The sequence below is a fragment of the [Bacillus] enclensis genome (assembly GCF_001456935.1).
In the GTDB taxonomy this organism is placed as follows: domain Bacteria; phylum Bacillota; class Bacilli; order Bacillales; family Bacillaceae_B; genus Rossellomorea; species Rossellomorea enclensis.
Genome location: NZ_KQ758484.1, coordinates 252,793 through 276,976, shown reverse-complemented (window position 1 = coordinate 276,976; position 24,184 = coordinate 252,793). Strand labels below are relative to the sequence as shown.

The following is a 24,184-nucleotide window of genomic DNA, read 5'->3' as shown; positions in this document are numbered from 1 at the left end:
TCAGAAGATACCAAAATTCCGGTATTTTCTTTTGTGGAAAGCAACAAAGCATGTGAAAAGAGCCTCTTTGTAAAAATAAATAGTGGGAATTTTATGTCTATTATATAATGGAGGTAATAAATGGATAAAAAGGGTGGTTCAATGTATAAATCACTGGAGTTTCAACCTAAGAAAAGGTCCGCATTCCGGGTGTTTCTGGGTACGGGTTATTACCGTGCAAAGAGATATTTGGAGTGGCTGACGACTCATGAAACATTTGCTAAAACGAAAGAAGCGGAATTAAAGCAGCATGTGATCCATTCGCACCGGACGCCGTTATACAGGAAGCTGAAGGATGTGGACATGTGGTACCAGGAAAATAAGGTGAAAAATTTACGCATTGCCGTCCGGGAACTCGATAAGATCATCATAAAGCCGGGAGAGACATTTTCGTACTGGAAGCTGCTCGGGAATACGACGAAGCGGAAAGGATATGTAGAAGGGATGGTACTCTATTACGGCTCTTTCAAACCAGGCCTAGGAGGCGGGCTGTGTCAGTTGTCAAACCTGATTTACTGGATGACGCTGCATACGCCGCTGACTGTCACAGAGCGTCACCGTCACAGCTATGACGTGTTTCCCGACAGCAACCGAAGGCTTCCGTTCGGGAGCGGGGCCACATGCGCCTACAATTATCTGGACTTGAAAATAAAGAACACGACAACTGAGACTTTCCAGCTTCACGTCTACCTTACGGATGAAGCCCTGGTGGGGGAATGGCGGGCGGCCGCACCGGCGCTCACCCGATATGAAGTGTATGAAAAGGAACATCGCATTTCCCAAGAATACTGGGGCGGATACCTCAGGCATAATCAGATATTCCGGAAGGTGTTCAACAGGACTGGAGCACAGATCGATGATGAATTCATAACGGAAAATCATGCGCTGATGATGTATGAACCGCTGCTTGAGCAGAAAACGGGCAGCAATTCCTGACGGCCTTCAGAGCTCCTGTTTTCAGAATAACTCCACCCTTTTCATCAAACAATAAACGATAAGAAAATTTTAGTGAATATGAGGAATGAACATGATAAAGGACATGACGTTAGAATTGAAGAAAGCATCCGCTGAACAATTGGATGAGATCACGGAAGTGTACTCCAGGAGTAAGAAGGATCTTGATGACAGCGGACTGCTTCAATGGGATGATAACTATCCTGGCAGGGAGTATTTTGAAGAGCAGATCGGATATGGGGACCTTTATTGCCTGTATTCGGATGGCGGGCTTTCTGGTGCCGTCACGTTGAATACCTGGCAGTCCCCGGAATGGGACGAGATCCCTTGGGAGTATGAAGGGGAGATGGTCGTTCATGCTTTGTTCCTTGATCCCGCCAAACAGGGCCGGGGACTCGGCAGCCGTTTCCTGGGAAAGTGCGAGGAATTTGCAGCGGGGAATGGATACCGGAGCATCCGCCTCGATGCCTACGCAAGAAACGAAGGGGCCAATTCACTCTATGAGAAAATGGGATACACATACAGGGGATCGGTCTATTTTACATCAAAGCCTGAAGGTCACCAGGAATACCGCTGTTATGAAAAGCCGTTGAACTAACTCGGAGTATGTCTCTAAAGGGACGGGATTCCTGAGCCTGTCCCGATGTGCCGCTGTTCAATTTTTGTTCAAATGTACTCCTCTCAATGAAATCCCGGCGTGATATACTTTGGTTGACAACATGGTTATAAGGAAGCGGTAGGATTGAAAGAATTAGTTTCTGAGGCGAAAGCTTTCATAGAGCAATTTTATATAGAAAATGATAAAACGGGTGCCGGGATGCGGTTGCGGGAAATCCAAGAGGAGATAGCTGAAACCGGCACTTATACCCATACAAAGGAAGAGCTTGTATTTGGTGCAAAGCTTGCGTGGCGGAACAGCAACCGCTGTATCGGGCGTCTGTTCTGGAATTCACTGAATGTGTTTGATGAAAGGGATGCATCGACGGGGGACGAAGTGCTGGACGCACTCGAGCGCCACTTGGCATATGCTTCGAATGAAGGACGGATCCGCCCCGCCATTACGGTTTTCAGGCCATCACAGCCCGGGGAACCGGACATCCGGATATGGAATCATCAACTGCTGAGATATGCAGGTTATAAAGTCGGCGGTGGTGTTATGGGGGATCCGCATTCGATCGATTTTACGGAAAAATGCGAAGCCCTTGGCTGGGAAGGGGAGAAGACTGACTTTGACCTCCTTCCTTTCGTGGTGAAGATCGGGGAGGATTCTCCTCAGTGGAGGCCCATCAGAAAAGATCTCGTTCTTGAAGTCGATCTGAGGCACCCGGAATATGAATGGTTCACAGACCTCGGTCTCAAATGGTATGGGGTGCCGGTCATATCCGATATGGAATTGAAGGTCGGCGGGATTTCTTATAAAGCGGCTCCATTCAACGGATGGTATATGGAAACCGAAATCGGTGCAAGGAATCTGGCGGATGTGGAGCGCTACAATCTTCTCCCGAAAGTGGCAAGCTGCATGGGGCTCGATACAACAAGGGCCATCACACTATGGAAAGATAAAGCTCTGGTCGAACTGAATATCGCTGTCCTTCATTCTTTCAAGGAAGACGGAGTGAGCATCGTCGATCATCACACTGCTGCCCAGCAGTTCAGGCTGTATGAAGAAAACGAGAAATCGGCTGGCCGGGAAGTCACCGGGGACTGGGCGTGGCTGATTCCGCCGGTATCGCCTGCTGCCACCCATATTTTTCATAAAGCGTACGACAACACGTGGAAATCCACGAACTATTTTTACCAAGACAAGCCGTATTGATGGAAAGCTGTTTCTTGAATGTTGAACTTCAGGAAACAGTTTTTTGCATTATGGAGGGACAGGACCGCTGTCCTGGCCGGAGCACCTCTATGATTTGATGGTCGAACTGCCGGCATTCACGGTGAATCTCCAGCCTATGTATAATAGGGTGACGTTCCATCCATCCCTCTCTTCGACACCTCGAAATAACAGAACCAAAAGCGGAATTCATCAAACAAGATGGAACGCTCGAGTGTGAAGTGGTCAAAAAAATCCTCCAAGAGCTCGGCTTCACTGTCATCGAGCAGACCTGTCACGTAAAGGGGCGTTTTGAAGCGCTTATATAAATCCTCATGGCCGTAAAAGTGAAATAAATCTTCCATTTGCTGTTCGTTCATGCATTCAACACTCCTTTTTCTTTCTAGGATGGGTCAGTTTTGATGGATTTATCCGTGAAGGCGGCAGATCAGGCAGCCGTGCTGATTTTTCTCAAAAAATGTCTTCTTAAACTTCTTTCTTATTGGACACCTTAATGGGGAAGGAGTGATGAAGGATGCGAAGCTTGTTCGTCTTTTTGACAGCCGTGCTGCTGATCCAGGGTACAGCGGGTGCGAGAAATATCCTGCCGTTGCCGGCCCATCAAAAGGAACTGGCCATTGTGATCGACGACTTGGGAAATGATATGAAAGGGACCGAGGAAATCCTCCATCTGCCTGTGACGCTGACGCTCGCGATCATGCCGTTTTTGCCGTCAACGAAAGCGGATGCGGAGAATGCCCGCAGATTTGGGCATGAGGTGATCGTTCACCTCCCGATGGAGCCGGTATCCGGCAAAGCAAGCTGGCTTGGCCCGGGAGCCATCCTCACCTCATTGTCAAATGAAGAGATCAGGAGTAGAGTGGAAAAAGCGATTGACGATGTACCATATGCGGTCGGCGTCAATCATCATATGGGATCGAAGGCAACAGCCGATGATCGGGTGATGAGGATCGTGCTCGAGGTATGCAAGGAGAGGGGGCTCTTCTATCTGGACAGTAAAACGACGGGAAAGAGTGTCATTCCGAAGCTTGCCCGTGAACTGGAAGTGCCTTATCTAGAGAATAAGCTGTTCTTCGATGATGTCTATACGCTTCAGCATATCGGGAAGCAGGCGAAACACCTATCTCATGAACTGGATGAAAGTGAGAGCACGATTGCGATTGGCCATGTTGGGGTGACCGGGATGAAGGTTGCTGTGATGCTGAAGGAATTCATACCGCTTTATGAAAAGAAAGCGTCGATTGTCCCCCTGTCTGATTTGATACCCGAATATCATTTGATTGATGAAAGCATGCCTTGAGGGGTGTGCTTTTTTTGTAAGGAGGATTTTCATGTCACTCTTTAGAATACATAGAGAAAAAGGGAAGAAGGAGAATGTGTATATGAAAAATGAAAAACAAATCCTGGAATGGTTCAACCATTTTCACACTCATCCTGAAGTGAGCTGGAAGGAATATGAGACGACGGATAAGATTGCAGAAATTCTCGATGGCCTGAATGTGAAATACAGGAGGTTCACGAATGTGACCGGGCTGATCGCGGAGATTGGAGAAGGAGGGAAAGTGACGGCTGTACGGGCGGATATCGATGCGCTTTGGCAGGAAGTGGACGGTGAGATGAAGGCGAATCACTCCTGCGGCCACGACGCGAATATATCCATGGTGCTAGGTGCGCTGCTCTATACCCTTGAAGATCCGCCGAAAGATAAGCGGATCCGGTTCATTTTTCAGCCGGCTGAGGAAAAGGGAAATGGATCGCTCACAATGGTCGAAAAGGGTGCCCTTGAAGATGTTGATTATTTGTTCGGCGTTCATTTGCGGCCTCAGGAAGAATTGGGCCACGGGTATTTCTGCCCTTCGATCCATCATGGAGCCGGCATTTTTATGGAAGGGAAGATCACAGGGGTGGATGCGCATGGGGCAAGGCCGCACCAGGGGAAAAATGCAATCGATGCTCTTATGGGAATCCATTCCTTTTTAAAAACAGTCTATCTGTCCCCGTTTGAAGCTTATTCCGCAAAACTGACGAAGATTGAAGCGGGAGGGGAGAACCTGAACATCATCCCTGGCAGTGCCAGGTTTGCAGTCGATGTCCGCGCCCAGAAAAATGAGGTGCTTGAAGACATACAGCGCCGGCTGGAAGATGGGGTGAAGGGAATTGAACAGCTTCATGGAGTGCGCATTCAGTATGAATGGACGGATTATACGCCGGGGGCGGAGGTGTCGGAGGAAGCTGAAATGATTGCGAAGGAAGCGATCACAGCGATAGCAGGAGAAGAAGCATTGGCTCCGGCGGTCATCACTTCCGGAAGTGATGATTTTCATTTTTACACGATCAGGCACCCGGAAGTGAAGGCAGCCATGATTGGGGTTGGAGCGGATTTGATGCCTGGACTGCATCACCCGGATATGACGTTCAATGTCTCTGTCCTTGACCGGGCAGCCAAAATAGTCGCAGAGGCGCTAAAAAAAGCATAAGGTTTTCGTGTAAACGGTACCATAATCTGATTGACTGATTCTTGGAGTCCCCTTATCATACTTATATAGCGACTATTTAACGACAATTTAAAATAGTCAAAAAACAACTAAGGATTTCAAGGGGGAATTTTCATGAAAAAAGAAATGCCATTCTGGCTCGCGGTCATACCGCTGCTTGTGATGATCACGGTGATGGCCATTACGATTGTCGTGCTGGAACAGGGGCCTCATATCCCGCTGATCATCGGGACGACTACGGCTGCGCTCGTAGCCTGGTTTGCAGGCTTCAAGTGGAAGGATATCGAGGAATCGATGTATAAAGGGATCCGCCTGGCGCTTCCGGCAGTCGTCATCATCATGCTGGTGGGACTCACCATAGGGGCCTGGATAGGCGGAGGAATTGTCGCAACGATGATTTACTACGGCCTGAAAATGATCACTCCATCTCTTTTTCTCCTGTCGATCGCAGTGATTTGTGCTGTCGTATCCCTTGCGATCGGAAGTTCCTGGTCTACGATGGGGACAATCGGTGTTGCGGGGATGGGAATCGGGATGAGTATGGGGATCCCGGCACCGATGATTGCCGGTGCGATTATCTCAGGTGCTTATTTCGGGGATAAAATGTCACCGCTCTCTGATACGACCAACCTGGCTTCGGGACTCACCAATACAGATCTTTTTGTACATATCAGACATATGCTTTACACAACGATACCGGGCTTTGTGATTGCCCTCGGTGTCTATGCATATCTGGGAAGGAACTTCGGAAAGAACGGGGTCGACACGGCCGATATTGAAAAAACGATCGGCGTCCTGCAGGACAGTTTCGTCGTTTCGCCTTTTCTGCTGATTGTGCCGCTTCTCGTCATCGTGCTCGTTGCCAAGAAGGTTCCGGCCATTCCGGCGTTGATCGTGGGTATCATTCTTGGATTCTGCGCCCAGGTATTCATTCAGCATGATTCGTTCGCAGAGGCTGTCTCCGCCCTCCAAAGCGGATATGTAATCGAGACGGGTAATACAATGGTGGATGATTTATTTTCACGCGGCGGACTTGATTCAATGATGTATACGGTATCGATGACGATCGTGGCGATGACGTTCGGAGGGATACTGGAACATACCGGCATGCTGCGTGCCATCGTCAATCAGATCCTGAAAGTGACGAAGACGGCCAAAGGACTGGTTGCTTCGACGGTCGTTTCCTGCTTTGCCACGAATGCTTCCTGCTCGGAACAGTATATTTCGGTGGTGGTGCCTTCGAGGATGTATGCGAATGCGTATAAGGAAAAGGGGCTGCATTCAAAGAATCTGTCCCGCGCCCTGGAAGACGGCGGGACACTGACGTCAGTCTTCATTCCCTGGAATACATGCGGTGTGTTCATTTTAGGGACACTCGGGGTCCATGCCTTTGATTATGCCCCTTATGCCGTGTTGAATTTCATTGTGCCGGTCATCTCCATCATCTACGCATTCACGGGCTTCACGATTGAGAAGCTGAGTGAAACCGAGATGAAAGCAGCAGCGGAAGAGGAAGAGACCACGTTATCCTCCTGATTCCGTCAGTACATGGGAAAGGACAGCTCATATACAGCACGGGGCCGCCCCTGAGCATAGGTCATTTCCTCTCCTGTGATTCTGGCAGAACCGTTGTCGATCAGCTTCTTTAAGATCCGTTCCGCAGAACGCCTGGAGATTTGCATATAATCGGAGAGTTCAGCGGCGGTAAAATCCCGGAATGTACGATTCTTATAGAATTGCATGATCTTAGAGAGGTTTGCAGGACTCAATTTTAATTGCTTGGCAAGTGACAGCATGTCTGGATGATTATATTTCAGCTGCTGTTTCTTGTTTTTATCAGGATAAGGACCTGAAAGTTCTTTGTCCTCATTCACGATAAAAGCACAGCTCTCAGTATCATACTTCGATGCAAATGAAAGGGCGGTCTCTGCATTCTCCTCAGCCTGAGCAGCCGTGTGTCCATACCCAAAACCGGCCAGGACGGGCTGGTCAAGCTGGAAGAAGGAATGGAATTCTGCAGTTTCCAGGAGGTTTTCAATGCTTCCCCTGTTGCTGAAGACGGTATAGGCGGAATCACCGTCCTTTTTTTGAAGGGTGCCTTCCATCAGATGAACAAGTTTTTGAAGATCGCTGTTTTTTTCCTGAACAATAAGACGCACCGCGGCAATCGTGGATGCTTTTCTTTTAGAAAGAAGGGCTTGAGAACGGGCTTCATTGATTGTCCGCATCAATGATTTAGCAGGATCGATCATCCTCATGCATGGGATATTCAGTTGGATGAGTCTGTCATAAACACTGTGGATGCTCGTTAAGGCAAATCTGGTTTTTCCCTCTTGGAATAAACGCTGGTGAAAGGTGGCATACTCGTTGATGCTGAAGTTGTGAGGAAGGCTGCTTTTATAATCCATCACGTATTGGGGAGGGTTCTGAAGGTGCAGGTCTGTCATGATGTGATCGACAAAGGCAGTGTCCATCAAATCGATGGATACGTGTTCAGGTTTGATTTCATGATGCTGAAGGATATGGAACAGCGATGTGATGAGAGCCGTCTCATCCTGTTCAAGATACAGGACGGGGACCGTTAACTCTTTGCATGCTTCTTTTGTAAAAAAATATGGCAGTGCCCCGGAAAATAAAACGGCATCACAGGGCACGATTGTTGAAATCAGCTTCTCTGCTTCCTGCGGCTCGGAGTATATGTAGGGGATCAGGTCGATTCCGTTCAGGCGGGGGGCGATGGAAGCCTGGACGTGTTCAGTGAAATCCCTGGAGCCGATCAAGGCGATTTTCGTATTCATGAGGATCTCCTTTCCAGATTAACGACTATATAACGACATTATATCAATCTTACAAGACATTTGTCAGATACAAAGGAGTGTTTTAGGATGATCATTAAAAAAATTAATCTTTACGCCATCCGGCTGCCACTGAAACAGCCATTCATCATCAGCTATCATACATATGAGGATATGCCTTCCATCATCCTTGAGATGGAAACGGATGAAGGCATCATCGGATACGGGGAAGCGGTAGCGGACGAGCATGTAACGGGGGAAACGTGGGAAAGCACATATCAGCTATTGAAGCATACTCTGGCCCCTAAGCTAATCGGTATGAGTCCTTTTAACATTGAAAAGATTCATGAGATGATGGACCTGACCGTTTATCAATGTCCGGCAGCAAAAGCAGCGGTTGATATCGCCTGTTATGATGTTCTTGGGAAAAAAGTGAAGCAGCCCGTCTATCAGCTGCTCGGAGGACGGTATCATGAAGAATTCCAGCTGACCCATGTCCTGAGCATAACAGAACCTGACCGGATGGCAGAAGAAGCGGCCAGGATGATCGGGGAAGGATTTCAGTCATTTAAGATGAAAGTCGGGACTGAAATCGGAATGGATATCGAACGAATCAAAAAAGTACGTGAGCGGATCGGGATGGAAGTCCCGATAAGGGTGGACGTGAACCAGGGGTGGAAGAACAGCAGCCAAACGTTGAGGGCCCTGTGCCACCTTAAGGAATTGAACATCGACTGGCTGGAGCAGCCCGTTTCTGCGGACGATGTGGATGGGATGGTCCGGATCAAATCGATGACGGATATTCCGCTCATGATCGATGAAGGCCTTAAAGGCATACGTGAAATGCGTGAAATCATTGCAAAACAGGCTGCGGATAAAGTGAATATCAAGCTAATGAAAAGCGGGGGCATCTATCCTGCAGTCAAGCTCGCACATATGGCGGAAATGGCAGGGATGGAATGCCAGGTCGGCTCGATGGTCGAGTCATCGATCGCGTCGGCTGCAGGTTATCATGTTGCCTTTTCAAAAAAGGTCATCACTAGTGTAGAATTGACGGGACCGATTAAATTCTCAAAGGATGTCGGCGATCTGAAATATGATGTCCCTTACATCCGTCTGACGGAAAAGGCTGGTCTCGGCGTGGAAGTGGACAAAGGGATCCTTGAAGAATTGACCGGGTTTAAAAGTTTCATAGAGTAAGGAGCATGAATACATGGAGTATCTATTTCAAGGTTTTCTTGAGAAGAACAAAGAATCCTATACTGTCCGGCTGCTGAATAAAGAGGATATTGATCAGCTTCAGGAACTGCAGGAACTGGTAGTACTGGGCCTGAAGGAAAAATCGATCTTACAGCCCCTCACGTACGAAGAGCTCGGATATATTTTGGATGGAAACGGCCTCATGATCGGTGCTTTTACAGAGTATAGATTGATCGCATTCCGCGCGTTATTAATCCCGCCGATTGATGAAGAACATCTCGGACTGGATGCGGGACTGCCTGAAGAAGAACTGGAGGATGTGATTTATCAGGAAATCTCAACTGTACACCCTGATTACAGGGGCAACCGTCTGCAGCAGACCCTTGCCCATTTGATCATGGAAGAACTGGGGAGTCTGGAATGTAGCTTTACTTACGCTGCCTGCACGGTCGCTCCATTCAACATTCCCAGTTTGAAAGATAAATTCAGCCAGGGGATGGAAATCGCCGCCCTTAAGATTAAATATGCCGGCCAGCTGCGTTATATTTTCATCAAGCGGTTGGACGGCAGGGGTACAAGAGGGGAAATTTACGAGCTTGAGAGAGTACCCATGGAGGATACAGCAGGGCAGCAGGCATTACTTGGTGAAGGATGGCGCGGTATTTCGATGGAGGAAGAGAAAGGCGGGTACGTGGTGGTGTACGTGAAAAGGTAACATTAAATTGACCCCGGGGATTTAGAAGGGAAGTACGATTCCATCCTTTTATAAAATCAGCAAAAAAGCCGGGTCAAAGTGAGCCCGGCTTTTCTTGTCTACGATTTTTTTTGTGTGATTTCCAGGCCCTGCTGCTCCAGTGCGTACTTGATTCCCTGCTGTAAGATGGTGAAACAAGGGATGCTTGCCACTGTATGTCCGGACTGAACGATCTTCATACTGAGTTCAGCCGATATTCCAACGAGGAGACATTTGGTTCCCAGAAGGCTGGCAGATCCGACAAACTTACGGATGAAGTCAAGCGTGTAGTCGTCGAACCCAGACAGGCTGGTCAGGTCGAGCACTAAATAGTGAGCATTGTAATGAGGAAGATTCAGCAATGTCCGGTTCAATAATTCCTCTCCCCTCAATTCATCATACGGCCCGACCAATGGTACTACCAGAATCGAGTCCATCACCGGGATGATCGGAGAGGAAATTTCTTTGATGATATCGGACAGCACCTGGGTCCGCTGTTCCGTGAGCTGCTCCAATTCAGCGCGTACCTTTCTTGTCTGTTCATCGAATAAACTTTGAACATTCAGGGTCGGTGTGATATCAGAAGGGAAAAACTCATACTGACTGTATTCGTCTCCCCCTATCTGGCTCTTCTCAACCTTGTACCATACATTTGCATCGAACAAGCCGGAAAATACGCCTGCCCAGTGTCCGGGGAGAAATTTCCCCTCACCGGTCTTTTTCTGGGCAAGTTTGACTTTGAGTTCCCAGCCATTTTTGACGGTGATCACGGCTTTCTTTTCTTTAATAGAGTAGTAGACGACATCAGTGATTCCCCATCCGGCTGTCACATATGTATTGGGAAGCTTTGTCAAGATTTCATCCGTATTTCCGATCGTGTCCATATAAAATTGACTCACAATCTTTCCAGTTCTGTATCCTGCTGTTTCAAGGACGAGTTCTGATTCCTTTTCCCCTGCGATTTCTTCAATGGAATCAAACAGCGTTTTAAAAGCTGTATTCACCCAAAACATAACGACTTCATCATTCTCAAAATGGAAGTCTCCATTCTCCAGATTCCAGTCAAAAATAGATCCGTTGACATTCACATCATACGTCGTCATAAACAACAGCCTCCATAAAACTAATAAGTTGATAGTTACCTATACCCTAAAAAAGGGGATTATAAAGTTTTTTATTTATCAATTTAATTATACGAATATCTATCGATCGAGTAAATCGGCACGCTTTGCTGGAAAAAAGAGAATGAAATAAATAAAAACCCGGCCATTAGGGTCGGGTTTCATGTTTTCAGTTCTGTATAGATGACCAGCCGTTTACTGTAGTTCCTTGCTGAACGGTCGAAGTCTCCTGTGCAGGTGATCAGGTTCAATGAGCTCCTGTGGGTATAGCCGAAGATGGTTTTCAGCGGGGCATCATCCCACGGGTATTCTTTTTTACCAGTGACGACAAAGGTCCTTGTGTCACCAGACTTACTTGTGACTTTGACCTCATCGCCTTCTGTAAGCTTATCCAATTCATAAAAAACGGCGGGGCCGTTCCTGCTGTCGACATGGCCGCCGATGACGGCATTGCCGGGTTCACCCGGTTTGTAGCCCTTGTCAAACCACCCGGTCGTATCGAAACTTTCGGTGACAGCCATCTCCCCATTTTCCTTCAGACCGACGGATTCAATATCGGCTTTCAGGCCGATTGCCGGTATTTCAAGAGAGGAGGGGATAATTCCCGTTCTTTCGTCCTTGATGATCGATTCGGCGTAAGGGGAAGAGGTGGTGGTTGTACTGGCCATGGTCTGCTGTGTTGTTTCCATCTGCCTGGCGGGTTTTTCAGCCGGTTCCACGTTTGAGGTCGCGCCCATTTCTGAACTGCAAGCAGAAATAGTCATTAGTACAAGCACAAGGAAGGCAGTCCTCATAGTATAAAACATGTGAAGCCACTCCTTTCATCTTCACAAAAGAGGGACAGACCTTGCAGGGGGCTGTCCCTTTTGCTTTGTTATGATTTTGTTATTGTGCCGCTGGGATATTCAATCACGGATTATTTATTTGCTGCGAATTTCTTCAGTGCAAGTACAGATCCGCCTGCGATCGCCATCAGTGCAGCAAGCAGGTATTCAAGCGGGAATTCTTCTGCATCAGCCGTACCGCCCATTCCGGTATTCGGCATCTGGGAAGGCATGTCCTGGGCGAATTTGTCAGGATATTGATCGACAATCGCGGAAGAAAGTCCCTTTGCAGGATTCAGCATATGCTCATAAGCCATGCGGATGTCCTCGAAAGATTTTTCATATTCTCCTGCAGCGTAGCTGTCGAATGCACCGATTAACTGATCCACGTGCATCTGCAGACCTTCAGCCAATGCATCTGATTTCAAACGTCCGTCAGTGGCTGTTTCAAGGAATTTAGAGAAGTCTGCGCGGTAATTATCAAGTTTCTGAAGGGCTTCCTTTTTCGCTGCTTCATCTTCAGCACCCGTTGCTTTTACATAATCAACAAAGAATCCAATATGGTTGGACCACATTTCCTTGAACTGATTTCCAGCTTCTTCACCATATACTGAAGCAATCGCTGCGGATAAGTCTTCAGTATTGGCATTCAGTGCATTGACGGAAGCTTCGAAGTCCTCTGAACCGTCGATTCCGTTTTGCATCGCCATTGTGGCAAGAGCGGCATGTTCTGTCAGCAAGTGGTTAAGTGTTGCCCTTAAATCGGCTGCCGGTGTTACGGCCATCGTGTTCTCGAATTTATCAGGGTATTGATCGGTGATGGCACTGGATAACCCTTTTGCGACCATATGCATATGATTGATGGCTTCGCGCTCGTATTCGTAAGCTTTTTCATAATCTCCTGCCACATAACTGTCAAACGCCCCGATCAGCTGATTCACGTGCATCTGCAGACCTTCTGCCAGTCCGTCTGACTCAAGGCGTTCGCCGGTGGCTGTTTCAAGGAATTTAGAGAAATCAGCGCGATAATTATCCAGCTTCTTCAGGGCTTCGTCTTTTGCTGCCTGGTCGTTTGCCCCGGTCGCTTTTACATAATCGACGAAGAACCCGATATGGTTGGACCACATTTCATTGAACTGATTCCCGGCTTCTTCACCGTACACGGAAGTGATGGCAGCCGTTAAATCTTCCGTGTTGGCATTCAAGGCATTTGCCGCCGCGTCAAAGTCTTCGGAGCCTTCAGCGCCCCTTCTCATGGCTTCTACTGCCAGGTATGCGTGCTCACTCAAGTAATGCTGCAGTGTCGTTCTTAAATCTGAAGCAGGTGTAACTGCCATCGGTGAGTGATCTTCACCATTGTGTGCAGATACTGTTCCTGCCGCCGGGATCAACAATGACATGCTCAGTGGTACTGCCAAATAACTTTTTTTGAATTTCATAGGGTAATCTCTCCTTTTGTTTTGTATTTTCATAAAGCTAACGACAGAAGTTTAGGGTTGGATCACTTTTTTTGAAAAAAAGTTTTATCATTGTTTAAAGGACTAAAAGCAGAGGTTTGAAAAAAGAAAAGCACCTGTATGCTCATGTAGCTTCTCAAAACAAGTTTCTGTATATCTAATGGGTCTTTTGTCGTATACGTGTTTTTACCGCCGGGAATAACGTCCTAAACTTTTAAGAGCACATCGGCTGCAGTTTATGTAATGAATAAAAAAACTCAGGCAGCAAGGTACCTGAGTTTTTTTGAAGACTGAATTCAATTGTATTTATATTTCAGAGGCGAGAACGATATCCCCCTCCGGAAGCTGACTGTTTGCATCAGGTTCCAGGGTGATGGCGACAGTATCCCAGTCTTCCCTTGCGAATTCTTCATTCATCTTAAAGATGACTGATCCTTTTCCGTCCTGTCCGGTCACAAATGTACCTGCGCGCTGAGGCTTTTCATCTTTGATGAGCCACACCTGGTACACTTCTTCATTCGTCAGGTCTTTCAGCTGAGAAGCCTGCACGACAAGGCTTGATTGTTCACCCTGCTTGATGATACTTGCTGTACCTTTTGCGTTTCCTGTAACCGCAGCGAGTTCGACATATTGGGTAACCTGATCGATTACGGCCTGTTCCTCGATTTCCTTCTCTTTTTGAACCTGCGTGAACAGATAGGCGTTGCCAAGTAACGACAGGGCGAGCACAGCTGCTGCAGAAGGGAAGAGCCAGCGTCTCTGCGGCTTTTCTTTTCTGAAAGGAGTAACGTTTTCTTTTATATTGGCAAAAACCCGCTCTTCCAATCCTTTCGGAGGGTCGATGGGCTCGGATGCATAGGGGAGGAACTCATTCAGCTGGTACAGCTCGCTTAAGGCTTCCCGGCATTCTGAACAGTTCTCCAGATGCTTCTCGAACACGTCTTTGTCAGACTCATTCAAGTGCTGGTTGTAATAATCGAGTAAGTGATCACAATGGCGAGTCATTCCATTTGCCCTCCTTTCCCTTTTAGACAGCTGTGCAGATGTTTCAGTGCCAGCCTTATCCTTCCTTTTACCGTACCAAGCGGCGTATCGGTATTCTTCGAAATAGACTGCTGCGTCAGCCCCTTGAAATAAAACAAGTGGACGATCCGCTGCTGATCTTCCTTGAGCGTGCGGATGCAGTCCCGTATCGCATTTCCTTTTTCCTTCCATTCCATGATATCGGCGGGTGTTTCATTTTGGACCTGTTCCTTAAGGGAGTCGTGTTCCAGATACTCGACCGACTCATGCTTTTTGCGCCTTCGCAGGGCATCGAGACAGGTATTGCGGGTCATCGTCAACAGCCAGGACGAAAACTTTCCCTTCGAGCTGTCGTAGGGGGCATGCTTCTTCCAAAGCTTCAGGAATACCTCCTGAATGACTTCTTCCGCAATCTCACGGTCGTCAGTCATTTTATACGTGAATGAATAAATCAATTTTTCATATTTTCGGTACAGCTGCCTGAGAGCAGACGAATCCTGATCCTCGACCACTTTCCGATATAAATCAATATCCTTGATTTCTTGTGGCATAATACGCTCCTTAAACATGACATAAGTAAATTAAGGATACTAAAATAACCCTTTTAACTCAATTCAAAATAACTCTCTTCTATATAGCTAACGGAAAAATGAGGGAGTTGGATCATTTTATGTTTGAATTTGTTTTGGGAAGGGTAAAACAGGGGTTTGGAATTTGGGGATAGTGGTTTGGCGGGGTGCGGGGAGTTGAGGGGAGGGGCTTGGCTTAGTATGGTGGTGACTGGGAGTGAGGGGAGGGCATCGAGAATAGGTTTTCCAACAATTTTCAGGATTTACCGACAAAAATCAGGATTTACCGACGAAACTGGCCGGATACCAACAATATTCAGCGTTTACCAACAAAAATACAGTGAATACCGACAATTCTTCAAGAAACGACAAATTTCGCAACCGATTCAACAGCACCGAGGCATGCAGAAAACACCCAACGGCCCCTACCCAAACATCCACCACAAAAAAACGGACACCCGATCCACCGGGAGTCCGTCCGTTTAACTGCAAAGTGCCATTATCTTACCTTCTGAAGCTTATGAATCACTGTAAGTGAACGTCCTGTACCGATGGCCACGGATTCCAATGGATTCGGTGCAAGGTGGACAGGGACGACGATTTCATGGCTGAGCCAGTCCTGAAGTCCGTTTAAGAGTGAGCCTCCGCCTGTCAGGATTACACCGCGGTCCACGATGTCCCCGCTCAGTTCAGGAGGGCAGTTCTCAAGTGTCGCTCGGATCGTTTCCAGGATGTGAAGGAGTGATTCCTTCAGTGCACTCTGGATTTCGTAGGACGTTAGTGAGATTGTCTTCGGAAGTCCGGTCACAAGGTCGCGTCCCCGGATTTCCATTGTACGTTCTTCGTGATCGATCAGCGCATGTCCGACTTCGATCTTGATGTTTTCCGCCGTTCTTTCCCCGATTAACAGGTTGTAGCGTTTGCGTACGTGCTGGATGATGTCTTCGTCCATTTGGTCCCCGCCGATGCGGATCGTGTTGCAGGATACCACGCCTCCGTAAGAGATGATGGCTACTTCAGTCGTTCCGCCGCCAATGTCTACGATTACGTTCGCGACAGGCTCATCAACCGGAAGGTCAGCACCGATCGCAGCTGCAACAGGCTCCTCGATAAGAGTGACTGTTTTTGCACCGCTTCCGCGCACAGCATCCTGGATCGCCCTGCGTTCAACACTTGTTGCGCCTGATGGAGTACATACGACAACATTTGGCTTGCGGATGGAGAATCCAAGTTTTTTACTCGCTTTTTTCATCACTTGCTTAAGCATTTCAGTCGTAACATCAAAGTCAGCGATGACGCCGTCCTTCAACGGGCGAACTGCTACGATTTTACCAGGTGTCTTCCCGATCATACTTTTGGCTTCTACGCCGACAGCTAATACGTTTTTAGTTTCTGTGTCGATGGCGACTACAGAAGGTTCGTTTAAAATGATTCCTTTATTTTTACTATATACTAGAATATTTGCGGTTCCTAAATCGATCCCGATTTCAGAGTTTGATAACATCAAAATTCCTCCAACTATAAGAATTCTACACAGTATAACCTTCTATATAGTATAGGAGATTTTTGGCGTTTTTGTAGGTGGAGATATTTACCACCGACACAATGTTACAAAGTATGACATAGATTGTTTTGACTTAAAGGTCTGTACAGAGCCTTTTTAAATACCTAGGTATGTATTTTGAGCAGCGGGTCACCCGGCCTCTCGTTAAATAAATTTAAACGTCCTGTAACAATGCGGCGGGTGCAATTACGACTAGTAGGAAGGTGATACCGGGTGTGAATAGGTAATATAATGAAAAAATCATTGTGGCTTGAGTAAATTAGTATCAGATATTAGAAGGATCAGAGTGGGGATAAAGCTCTGTATGTTGCATTTCATTAATAGCAGACAGTTCATAAGTAAGAGACCGGACCCGGGCCCGGTCTCTTTTGAAGAGATTCTTTATAATGTGAATTTATCCAGTTCCTGTTTCATCTTAACAGTCATTGCGTTCAACTCGGAGACCTGCTGGTTCATCTGATCGAAGTAGCGGAGCTGTTCTTCTGCAGATGAGTAGATTTCTTCGGTGCCGGCTGCTGTTTCTTCAGTGATCGCAGAGATGTTTTCCACGGCTGAAATGACATTGACCGTACGCTCATTGGAAGCCGACATGCCTTGTTCCAGGTCGTTTAATTTTTCATAGATTGCAGTGACATTGCCTGCTATTTCTTCAAAAGCACTTTCGGTGACGGTCATCGACTCCATTTGCCGGCTGGAAAGGCTGCTCCCTTTCCGGGAAGCTTCCATGATTGAATGGATGCCTTCTTTGATGCTTGCGACCATGTTTCCGATCCTTTCAGTTGCGACCGAAGAATCTTCGGCGAGCTTGCGAACTTCCTGGGCTACCACGGCGAAACCTTTTCCAGCGTCCCCTGCACGTGCAGCTTCAATTGCTGCGTTAAGGGCAAGGAGGTTGGTCTGTTCAGCGATCTCTCTTACAGATTGCGAAGCCTGTTCGATTTCTCCGGTATACTTTGCGAAAGCCTCTACTGATTGTTCAATCGATGCGGAAGAATCCGTGATGGATTCTGCAAATTCTTTTTGCTTGGAAAGCGATGTCCTTCCGTGTTCCACGGATTGGAGAGCCACTTTGCTGTTGGCTGAAGATTCCCGGCTCCCGCGCATATTGGCCGCGAATTCTTCTCCCATCACGGCCATAAGTGATGCAGTTGACTGTACATCCTCTGAAATCGCCTGGCTTCCTTTGGCCAGCTCTTCTGTTGCGACGGCGACTCCGCTGCTGCTTTCTGAAAGATTGGCCATTTGCGCTTTAACATCCCTTGTGAATTGTTCAACGCCCGTGCCGATTTCATTGACGGTCTGAACCGTACTGCGCAGGTTTTTCACCATATGCTGAAAGGCTGATTGAAGTTTATGGACTTCAAACTTACTGTCGTTCTTTTGGCTTTCCTCAAACGAAACTGTCAAATCCCCGCTTGCGATCCTTTCTGCATTTTGAACCATCGAGTTCAAAGGTTTTACAATCCGGTTTGACAGGATCATCGACGCACCGACTGACAAGAGGATGGCGGTCAAGAAGCCGATAAGGGTAGCCCATACAATGAATGTGATATTTTCCTCATTCTCTTTCAATAAGTTTTGATACCAGTCGGATGTCTGCTTATTTAAAAGATGCATATCATTAAGGGCCCCGGAGATTCGGAGGGACTGCCGCTTAACTTCCGCTTTGTTCCCATCTTTCAGTGCTTTTTCAGAAGCTTCCTGCAGCTCATTGAACTTTGTTTGCACAAGGTCCAAGGACTCCTGCTGGTCCTTAACTGAGAGGATGCTTTGAAGATCGTCAATCTGTGAAGAGGTTTCCTTCAAAATAGTTTCCGCCATCAGTTTATTTTCAGCAGATGTGTTGGCGGAATAATTGGCGAGTGCCTGCTTAGTAACGATAAGGTCACCGCGAAGTTTTTCCGTTTCTACGAGGACCTTTACGTCTTCATTTGCCGAACTTTGAAGGAAAAACAATTTAGAAATGACGTATCCTATAATGATGGTTGAAAGAATGAGGGGGATGAACCCCAATATCATTAATCGTTTTTTCAGTGCCATGTAAAATAAACTCCTTAGTTGGGATTAGTTCGTTTCGATACTGACTTCTCCTGAAATAATCTTGTCAGTCGCCTCTTTGATCTTTTTGCTTTCCTCGTCTGTCAATTCCGTGATACGGACAGGGGCCAGACCGACCCCATCTTCTTTTAAGCCGAGTTCAAATGAAGACTCCGAAATACTGCCTTCAGATACTAATTGCTGAGTGAGGTTGAATACAGCGTTATCGATCTTTTTCAGCATGGACGTCACCACAGATTTTTCCGCAATGAAGTATTGATCGGAGTCGACACCTCCGGAATAAATCCCTGCCTTCTGTGCAGCCTGAATCGAGCCGACCCCGGTAAACCCGGCAGCAGGGTAAATGAAGTCCGCTCCCTGCTCTATCTGTTTTTCAGCAATGCTGCTTCCAAGGGCTGCATCCCCAAAGTTGTTGGCATTGTCCTTTAAAATAGTGATCGATGGGTTCACATATTTCGCACCCTGCTCAAAGCCCTTTTCAAAACGGTGGATAACCGGGGCATCCGCACCGCCGATGAACCCCAGTTTATTCGATTTCGATTTCATCGCCGCCACCATCCCGACAAGAAAACTGCCTTCCTGCTCTTTAAATGTAATCGAGATGATATTATCCAGCTCCGAAGATCCATCGATCAGCAAGAACTGCTGTTTCGGATGTTCCTTCGCCACCTTCTCCAGCGCTTCCTGGATGGAGAAGCCAAGCCCGATCACCAAATCGTGATCCTGGGCCACAAGTTCCTCCAATGCTTCCTCAAAATTCCCATCCGGTGCTTCCCGGTAATCAAACAGGATTCCGAGTTCGTCCCTGGCCCGTTCGAGTCCGCGGAACGCGGAATCGTTGAACGATCCATCGCCGAGACCGGTGTCAGAGAGCAGAATCCCGATCGTTTGTATATTTTCATCCGGTTTTTCCTCTGATGAAGCTGACGAGCAGCCCGCTGCAGAAAGCATCATCACCAGTAATATCAATATGAATTTTTTCAAAACAGTACCTCCGTATAGTTGTAAGAATAAGACATTGTACTTGTCCGTACCTTTGTATTATCGGAGAGAGGAGAAGGAATGTTAGGGGTAGGGGAAATGTGGGAGTATTTAGAAAAATCCCGCAACAAAAAAAGATGCCCAATATGGGCACCTCTGCAAAGACTAATAGGCATTCCTGAAAAATTCAGCCAGCTCCTGGCTGTGCTTTTTACGTGCTTTCCGGTGTTCTGCACGATTCTTCGCCGTTTCGTTAAGCCATTTTTCTTCTTCCGTTTCCGGTACGACCTCCGGAATCACGACCGGCTTGCCGTCCTCAAGGGCAACAAACGTTAAGAAGGAAATGGCTGCTACGTTTGTTTCGCCTGTCAGCAGCACTTCCGATGTGACTTTGACTCCGACCTCCATCGAACTGCGGCCGGTGTAGGTCACCATCGCTTCAAGTGTAACGGCATCCCCGACTTTTATCGGCTGAAGAAAGTCGACCGAGTCTGTGGATGCAGTGACGACCGGCTTGCGTGCATGGCGCGTGGCAGCGATGGACGCCACATCGTCTATATAGGCCATCAGCTTCCCTCCGAACAAGGTACCGTGATGGTTGGTGTCCGGCGGAAGCACATGGGTGGTTTTGCTTGTTTTAGTTTCTTTCATGAATTTTTTCTCTCTCATCATCTTTCACCTTCCGTCCAAGAAATAAATGTACACTACCTTTTACTATTCACCAAAGACGCAGAATAGAAACCTGATAGGCGAATTTTTTTAAGAAAGCGGCCGATAAAGAGCCCCAAGGTGAAAAAATCAGATGAACATACTGACAATGATCGCTGTGATGAAACTAGCCAGTGTTCCTGCAGCAATCGCTTTTAAGCTCAGTTTTGACACGGTCGGACGCTGTGAAGGTTCCAGGGAGCCAAGTCCCACAATCAACTGACCGATTGATGAAAGGTTTGCAAAGTTACAAAGTGCCACGGATAGAATCGCGACCGTTTTTGGCGATAATTCATCAATCATGCCCGAAAGCTGATCATACGCAACAAATTCATTGACGGAAAGCTTTGTCCCGATGATGGATGCGGCGCGGAATGCTTCATCCGCCGGAACTCCCACCAATAGGGCGATAGGGTAGAAAACATAACCGAATATCGTGGAAAGGTCCGTATCGACGAGACCGAGTACCCCGTTCACAAGGGCAAGGATCCCGATAAAGGCAATCAGCAGCCCTCCGATATTGATGGCTAGCTGAACACCGCTGATCGCGCCTTCGGAAATGGCTTCGAAAATGTTGGTGTGACCGGTTTTTCCGAGCGAGATGTTTCCGTTTGTATTTGATTCCTCGGTTTCAGGCTCCATGACCTTGGCCATGACGAGCGAGACGAGGGGTACACTGAAGACAGATAGAAGCAGATACTTCATATCGATCCCCATCAGTGAATAACCGATCAGAATCGCTCCGCTGGCAGAAGCGGTCCCGCCGACCATGACGGCGAACAGCTCCGAACGCGTCAATTTTGCCAGATAAGGCTTGACCAGAAGCGGTGCCTCGACCAGTCCAAGGAATGAATTCCCAATGGCATTGAACGATTCGACCTTCGTCGTGCCAAGGATTTTCCCCAGGACGATGCCGATATACTTTACAAAAAACGGGATGATGCGTAAATAGTACAAGGCAGATATGACGGCGGAAATGAAAATGATGGCCCCGAGCACATTGATGGCAAATACAAATGTGATGTTGCTGCCTTTTTCAAAAAAGCCGCCGAATACAAACATGATTCCTTCATTACTGTAATCGATGACCTTCTGGACACCAAGTGCCGTCTTTTTCAGCAGGGTCTGCCCGAACGGAACTTTCAGGACGAAAAGCACGAGAAGGAATTCAAGGGCAATGCCGATTCCGATCGTCTTCCATTTGATTGCCGAGCGGTTGCCGCTCCACAGCCAGCCGAGGAAGAGGACCCCTGCGAGTGATAAGAAACCGAGTAGTATATTCATCATAATACCTCCAGTGAATGAAATGACGAATCCCTATAGATCTGATGTCAGACCTCCTGGAAGAATAAAAAAACGTGCACACAGACAATCTTCTATACTATAAGAAAGTCTGCATACACGTAAAAAAGCTGTGATTCAACTTTCCTTATAGTCCGGCATTTTACGGCTGCCAGGTAGAGACTTATGGTCCATATCACCATAGATATATAAGGAATTCGTATGAAATGATTAAAATATGTTGTCTACTGTAACACAGCCTGGAAACCCGCAACAATGGTTTTTTAAAAAGTAAATGCTTACATGACAATAGTCTTTTTATTCTACTAAATTAAGAAAATTCCCACGTAAATCAAAAAAAGGGACGGGCCACCATTCCTATGAGCAGTTCATAGAAGTGAAGGCCCGTCCCTCATTTTCTATTATTTTGTACGTTCTAGTAAGTTTGCCAGAACGTGCTTTTTGTAAGATTCAACTTTGCGTTCCTCGTGGCGGCGAACGCCTGCTTTTTTAAGTTCTTCCACGTACCAGCCTTTGCTTCCTCTATGCATCTGAAACATCCTTTCTGCGTAGTATTGATTGGAATCTCCGACTAACTCGGGTCGAGAGTTACATTAAGATTGCTTACGGTTGTACATTGTAACATCTGAGTTTTTACGTTTAAAGGGGTGATCCGGAATTTTTCGGATTCGGGCATTTCTGAAAATTTTTCTGGAGAAAAATAATTTTTTAATGAAAAGAGTGATCCAAATTTAAACTCCCTTCGTTAGCTATGTGAAAGAGTGAAGATGGTTGTTTGAGAGCAGAAATTAAAATTGAGCTTTAAGTAGGAAATTATCTGACTTTCATTCAACTTCGCTTATCATTATTGGGTGATTAAACCCCCGAAAGTAGTTCAATTATACTAAAAGAGTTTTTTCACTCTAAGTTTTTAAAAGGTCATATTTATTGACAAAGGATAACAGAGTCGTATACCCTACTAGGTATAAGAAACTGGAAGGAGGTGACAAGACGACGTGCATAAACGATTAATTGGTGCTTTAGTTTTTCTGGGAATTCTAAGTATTCCTTCATTTGCTTCAGCAGAAGGCGGACTGCTTACGACGGTTACGGATGAAGTGTTATCAGTAGAAGGTGAGGCACCTGCTCCTGACGAGGAGAAGGACAAGACTGGAGAGGGAAATATCCTTTCTTCAACAATTGATTCGGTGAAGGACACGGTTGATCAAACGACCGGAACTGTTACAAATACCGTGGATACAACGGTTTCCGAAGCAGGTGATGCGGTGAACCGAACCGTGGACACGTCTGTTGAACCGGTTTCCCGATTGACAGGGGATTCAGCGGCTCCTGTAACGGATACGGTGAAAGAAACGACAAAATCCGTCACGAATACCGTTGAACACACAACCAAAACGGTAACCGGCACAGTCGAAGATACTGCTGAGACAGTGACAGAAACGGTAGAGGATACGACAAAACCTGTAACGGAATCATTATCCGATGATGAACCGCTGGTAGAAGTCGATGTTGATGATCCCGGAGTGAAAGTTGACACCGGCATCATCGAAGCAGATGTTTCAGAAGAACCATCCGTCATTGTGGGAACTGGGAATCCAGATGAGATTGAAGATTCATCGCGTACACCAGAAGTTCCTGTAAGCCAAGAAAGTGAAGCAGACGCTCCTGATAAAGGAGATAAAGAAAATGAAGGAACGTCTGAACTGAGCACAGAAACCAGAATGAACAAAGCAAAACAAATAGAGGAATCCATCACAGCTGCAGCAACTGATACAGCTTCACCTAAAGAAAAGCAAGTGAACACAGGTGCTGTTGATGGACAGGCAGAAGAATCAAAAAATGATTTCCCGCCAATCCCATATAAACAGATCGAACCTGTACTTACCACTTCGTCAATCAATATGGCAAATGGTCATTCTACGAGCACAAATGGAATGGGGCAGACTGCCGCTGCAGGAAGTCTGCAGGTTGTCCGTGAACAGGAGGCCGACAATCTCAGTCTTGAGCGGGCAGGATTCAATGGCAAGGAGAATCTATATTATGATCAATGGTTAAACGCACCACCGTCGCAGCCACCTCAAACTTCTCTTCTTTTACAAAGTATATAAACCTAAAAACTTTTAAAAGGAGAGAATATTAAAATGAAAAAAAGCGTATTTAGAACATTAGCATTTACTGGTGGTTTAGCAGCAGCATTAACATTCGGAGGTCAAACAAGTTTTGCGGCAGACAACGATTCTTTACTGGATCGTGACAATGGGCTGGTTGAAGGCATCAATATCCTTGATTCTGAAGATGGTCTATTGGAAGGGCTAAACCTTGGAGGATCGGACGATGAGTCGAATTCTGATGTCAACGCAGACGCGGACGCGGACGCAGATGTCATGAGCGAAACAAGAGTCGAGGAAGAAAACGACACGGTTTCTACTGAAAATGGTGCGGCAGCCGAATCAGGTGTGAACGCAGCAGTTGAAGGAGAAGACGAATCAGCGGAAGTGAATGCAGAAACGGAAGCTGGCGTGAAAAA

General features: G+C 46.9%; 23 protein-coding genes and 1 riboswitch. Of the genes, 10 read left to right on the top strand and 13 right to left on the bottom strand.

The features are described 5' to 3' along the window. Positions 1 to 120: 120 nt before the first annotated feature. The 3 genes from AS034_RS14155 (at position 121) to AS034_RS14145 (ending at position 2,809) form a co-directional block, all read left to right on the top strand. Entirely contained in the window at positions 121 to 975 is an 855-nt protein-coding gene (locus AS034_RS14155; protein ID WP_082641703.1) for a VanW family protein, read from the top strand. Positions 976 to 1,066: 91 nt separating this feature from the next. After that, entirely contained in the window at positions 1,067 to 1,591 is a 525-nt protein-coding gene (locus AS034_RS14150) for a GNAT family N-acetyltransferase (RefSeq protein ID WP_058298992.1), read from the top strand. 144 nt (positions 1,592 to 1,735) lie between these two features. After that, on the top strand, positions 1,736 to 2,809 hold the full coding sequence (locus AS034_RS14145; RefSeq protein ID WP_058298991.1) for a nitric oxide synthase oxygenase: 1,074 nt from the start codon (positions 1,736 to 1,738) through the stop codon (positions 2,807 to 2,809). A gap of 134 nt (positions 2,810 to 2,943) precedes the next feature. Here the strand turns inward: AS034_RS14145 and AS034_RS14140 are convergent, their stop codons facing one another. Beyond that, positions 2,944 to 3,186 (bottom strand): hypothetical protein, encoded by a 243-nt coding sequence (locus tag AS034_RS14140; protein WP_058298990.1) that lies wholly within the window; start codon positions 3,184 to 3,186, stop codon positions 2,944 to 2,946. Positions 3,187 to 3,341: 155 nt separating this feature from the next. On the opposite strand from AS034_RS14140, the gene AS034_RS14135 reads away from it, so the two are divergent. The 3 genes from AS034_RS14135 (at position 3,342) to nhaC (ending at position 6,858) form a co-directional block, all read left to right on the top strand. Then, positions 3,342 to 4,127 carry a divergent polysaccharide deacetylase family protein gene (locus AS034_RS14135; RefSeq protein ID WP_058298989.1) on the top strand — a complete coding sequence of 262 codons (786 nt, stop codon included), beginning with the start codon at positions 3,342 to 3,344 and terminating at the stop codon, positions 4,125 to 4,127. Positions 4,128 to 4,209: 82 nt separating this feature from the next. Then, the gene (locus AS034_RS14130; RefSeq protein WP_058299149.1) at positions 4,210 to 5,304 is read left to right on the top strand and encodes an amidohydrolase; all 1,095 of its coding nucleotides are present in this window, start codon (positions 4,210 to 4,212) and stop codon (positions 5,302 to 5,304) included. Between the two features lie 132 nt (positions 5,305 to 5,436). Continuing rightward, positions 5,437 to 6,858, top strand: coding sequence for a Na+/H+ antiporter NhaC (nhaC, locus tag AS034_RS14125; RefSeq protein WP_058298988.1), 1,422 nt, complete (start codon positions 5,437 to 5,439; stop codon positions 6,856 to 6,858). Between the two features lie 5 nt (positions 6,859 to 6,863). Here the strand turns inward: nhaC and AS034_RS14120 are convergent, their stop codons facing one another. Then, the gene (locus tag AS034_RS14120) at positions 6,864 to 8,120 is read right to left on the bottom strand and encodes a hypothetical protein (protein ID WP_058298987.1); all 1,257 of its coding nucleotides are present in this window, start codon (positions 8,118 to 8,120) and stop codon (positions 6,864 to 6,866) included. An 87-nt stretch (positions 8,121 to 8,207) separates the two neighbouring features. Here AS034_RS14120 and AS034_RS14115 point away from each other — a divergent pair, with 87 nt between their 5' ends. Both AS034_RS14115 and AS034_RS14110 read left to right on the top strand, forming a co-directional pair. Next, positions 8,208 to 9,317, top strand: a complete 1,110-nt coding sequence (locus AS034_RS14115; RefSeq protein WP_058298986.1) for a mandelate racemase/muconate lactonizing enzyme family protein — start codon at positions 8,208 to 8,210, stop codon at positions 9,315 to 9,317. Between the two features lie 13 nt (positions 9,318 to 9,330). Further along, positions 9,331 to 10,032: a hypothetical protein gene (locus tag AS034_RS14110; RefSeq protein ID WP_058298985.1), complete on the top strand. Its 702-nt coding sequence runs from the start codon at positions 9,331 to 9,333 to the stop codon at positions 10,030 to 10,032. A 98-nt stretch (positions 10,033 to 10,130) separates the two neighbouring features. Here AS034_RS14110 and AS034_RS14105 read toward each other — a convergent pair whose 3' ends face one another. The 11 genes from AS034_RS14105 to AS034_RS22380 all read right to left on the bottom strand — a co-directional run bounded on the left by AS034_RS14105 (position 10,131) and on the right by AS034_RS22380 (position 22,187). Then, positions 10,131 to 11,153 (bottom strand): STAS domain-containing protein, encoded by a 1,023-nt coding sequence (locus tag AS034_RS14105; protein WP_058298984.1) that lies wholly within the window; start codon positions 11,151 to 11,153, stop codon positions 10,131 to 10,133. A 179-nt stretch (positions 11,154 to 11,332) separates the two neighbouring features. Further along, entirely contained in the window at positions 11,333 to 11,977 is a 645-nt protein-coding gene (locus tag AS034_RS14100; protein ID WP_058298983.1) for a class F sortase, read from the bottom strand. A 110-nt stretch (positions 11,978 to 12,087) separates the two neighbouring features. Beyond that, positions 12,088 to 13,434, bottom strand: a complete 1,347-nt coding sequence (locus tag AS034_RS14095) for a hypothetical protein (protein ID WP_058298982.1) — start codon at positions 13,432 to 13,434, stop codon at positions 12,088 to 12,090. Between the two features lie 324 nt (positions 13,435 to 13,758). Continuing rightward, entirely contained in the window at positions 13,759 to 14,457 is a 699-nt protein-coding gene (locus AS034_RS14090) for an anti-sigma factor (protein ID WP_058298981.1), read from the bottom strand. Beyond that, positions 14,454 to 15,026, bottom strand: coding sequence for an RNA polymerase sigma factor (locus AS034_RS14085; RefSeq protein WP_058298980.1), 573 nt, complete (start codon positions 15,024 to 15,026; stop codon positions 14,454 to 14,456). The genes AS034_RS14090 and AS034_RS14085 overlap by 4 nt, the downstream gene beginning before the upstream one ends. Before the next feature lie 517 nt (positions 15,027 to 15,543). Further along, a complete protein-coding gene (gene mreBH / locus AS034_RS14075) occupies positions 15,544 to 16,548 on the bottom strand; it encodes a rod-share determining protein MreBH (protein ID WP_058298978.1) in 1,005 nt (334 codons plus the stop codon). A 441-nt stretch (positions 16,549 to 16,989) separates the two neighbouring features. Next, positions 16,990 to 18,648 carry a methyl-accepting chemotaxis protein gene (locus AS034_RS14070; protein WP_058298977.1) on the bottom strand — a complete coding sequence of 553 codons (1,659 nt, stop codon included), beginning with the start codon at positions 18,646 to 18,648 and terminating at the stop codon, positions 16,990 to 16,992. Between the two features lie 24 nt (positions 18,649 to 18,672). Next, positions 18,673 to 19,650 (bottom strand): BMP family lipoprotein, encoded by a 978-nt coding sequence (locus AS034_RS14065; protein ID WP_032085620.1) that lies wholly within the window; start codon positions 19,648 to 19,650, stop codon positions 18,673 to 18,675. 162 nt (positions 19,651 to 19,812) lie between these two features. Further along, positions 19,813 to 20,316 (bottom strand): acyl-CoA thioesterase, encoded by a 504-nt coding sequence (locus AS034_RS14060; protein WP_032085621.1) that lies wholly within the window; start codon positions 20,314 to 20,316, stop codon positions 19,813 to 19,815. Positions 20,317 to 20,445: 129 nt separating this feature from the next. Beyond that, positions 20,446 to 21,639, bottom strand: a complete 1,194-nt coding sequence (locus AS034_RS14055) for a NupC/NupG family nucleoside CNT transporter (RefSeq protein WP_058298976.1) — start codon at positions 21,637 to 21,639, stop codon at positions 20,446 to 20,448. A gap of 128 nt (positions 21,640 to 21,767) precedes the next feature. Next, positions 21,768 to 21,869: riboswitch (purine riboswitch) on the bottom strand. Positions 21,870 to 22,058: 189 nt separating this feature from the next. After that, positions 22,059 to 22,187, bottom strand: a complete 129-nt coding sequence (locus AS034_RS22380; RefSeq protein WP_064563362.1) for a YflJ family protein — start codon at positions 22,185 to 22,187, stop codon at positions 22,059 to 22,061. A 465-nt stretch (positions 22,188 to 22,652) separates the two neighbouring features. Between AS034_RS22380 and AS034_RS14050 the strand changes: the two genes are divergently transcribed. Both AS034_RS14050 and AS034_RS22875 read left to right on the top strand, forming a co-directional pair. Next, the gene (locus AS034_RS14050; RefSeq protein WP_058298975.1) at positions 22,653 to 23,765 is read left to right on the top strand and encodes a hypothetical protein; all 1,113 of its coding nucleotides are present in this window, start codon (positions 22,653 to 22,655) and stop codon (positions 23,763 to 23,765) included. Positions 23,766 to 23,798: 33 nt separating this feature from the next. Beyond that, positions 23,799 to 24,184, top strand: a 386-nt coding sequence (locus tag AS034_RS22875) for a hypothetical protein (protein WP_205629792.1), incomplete at its 3' end; no start/stop codon positions are given.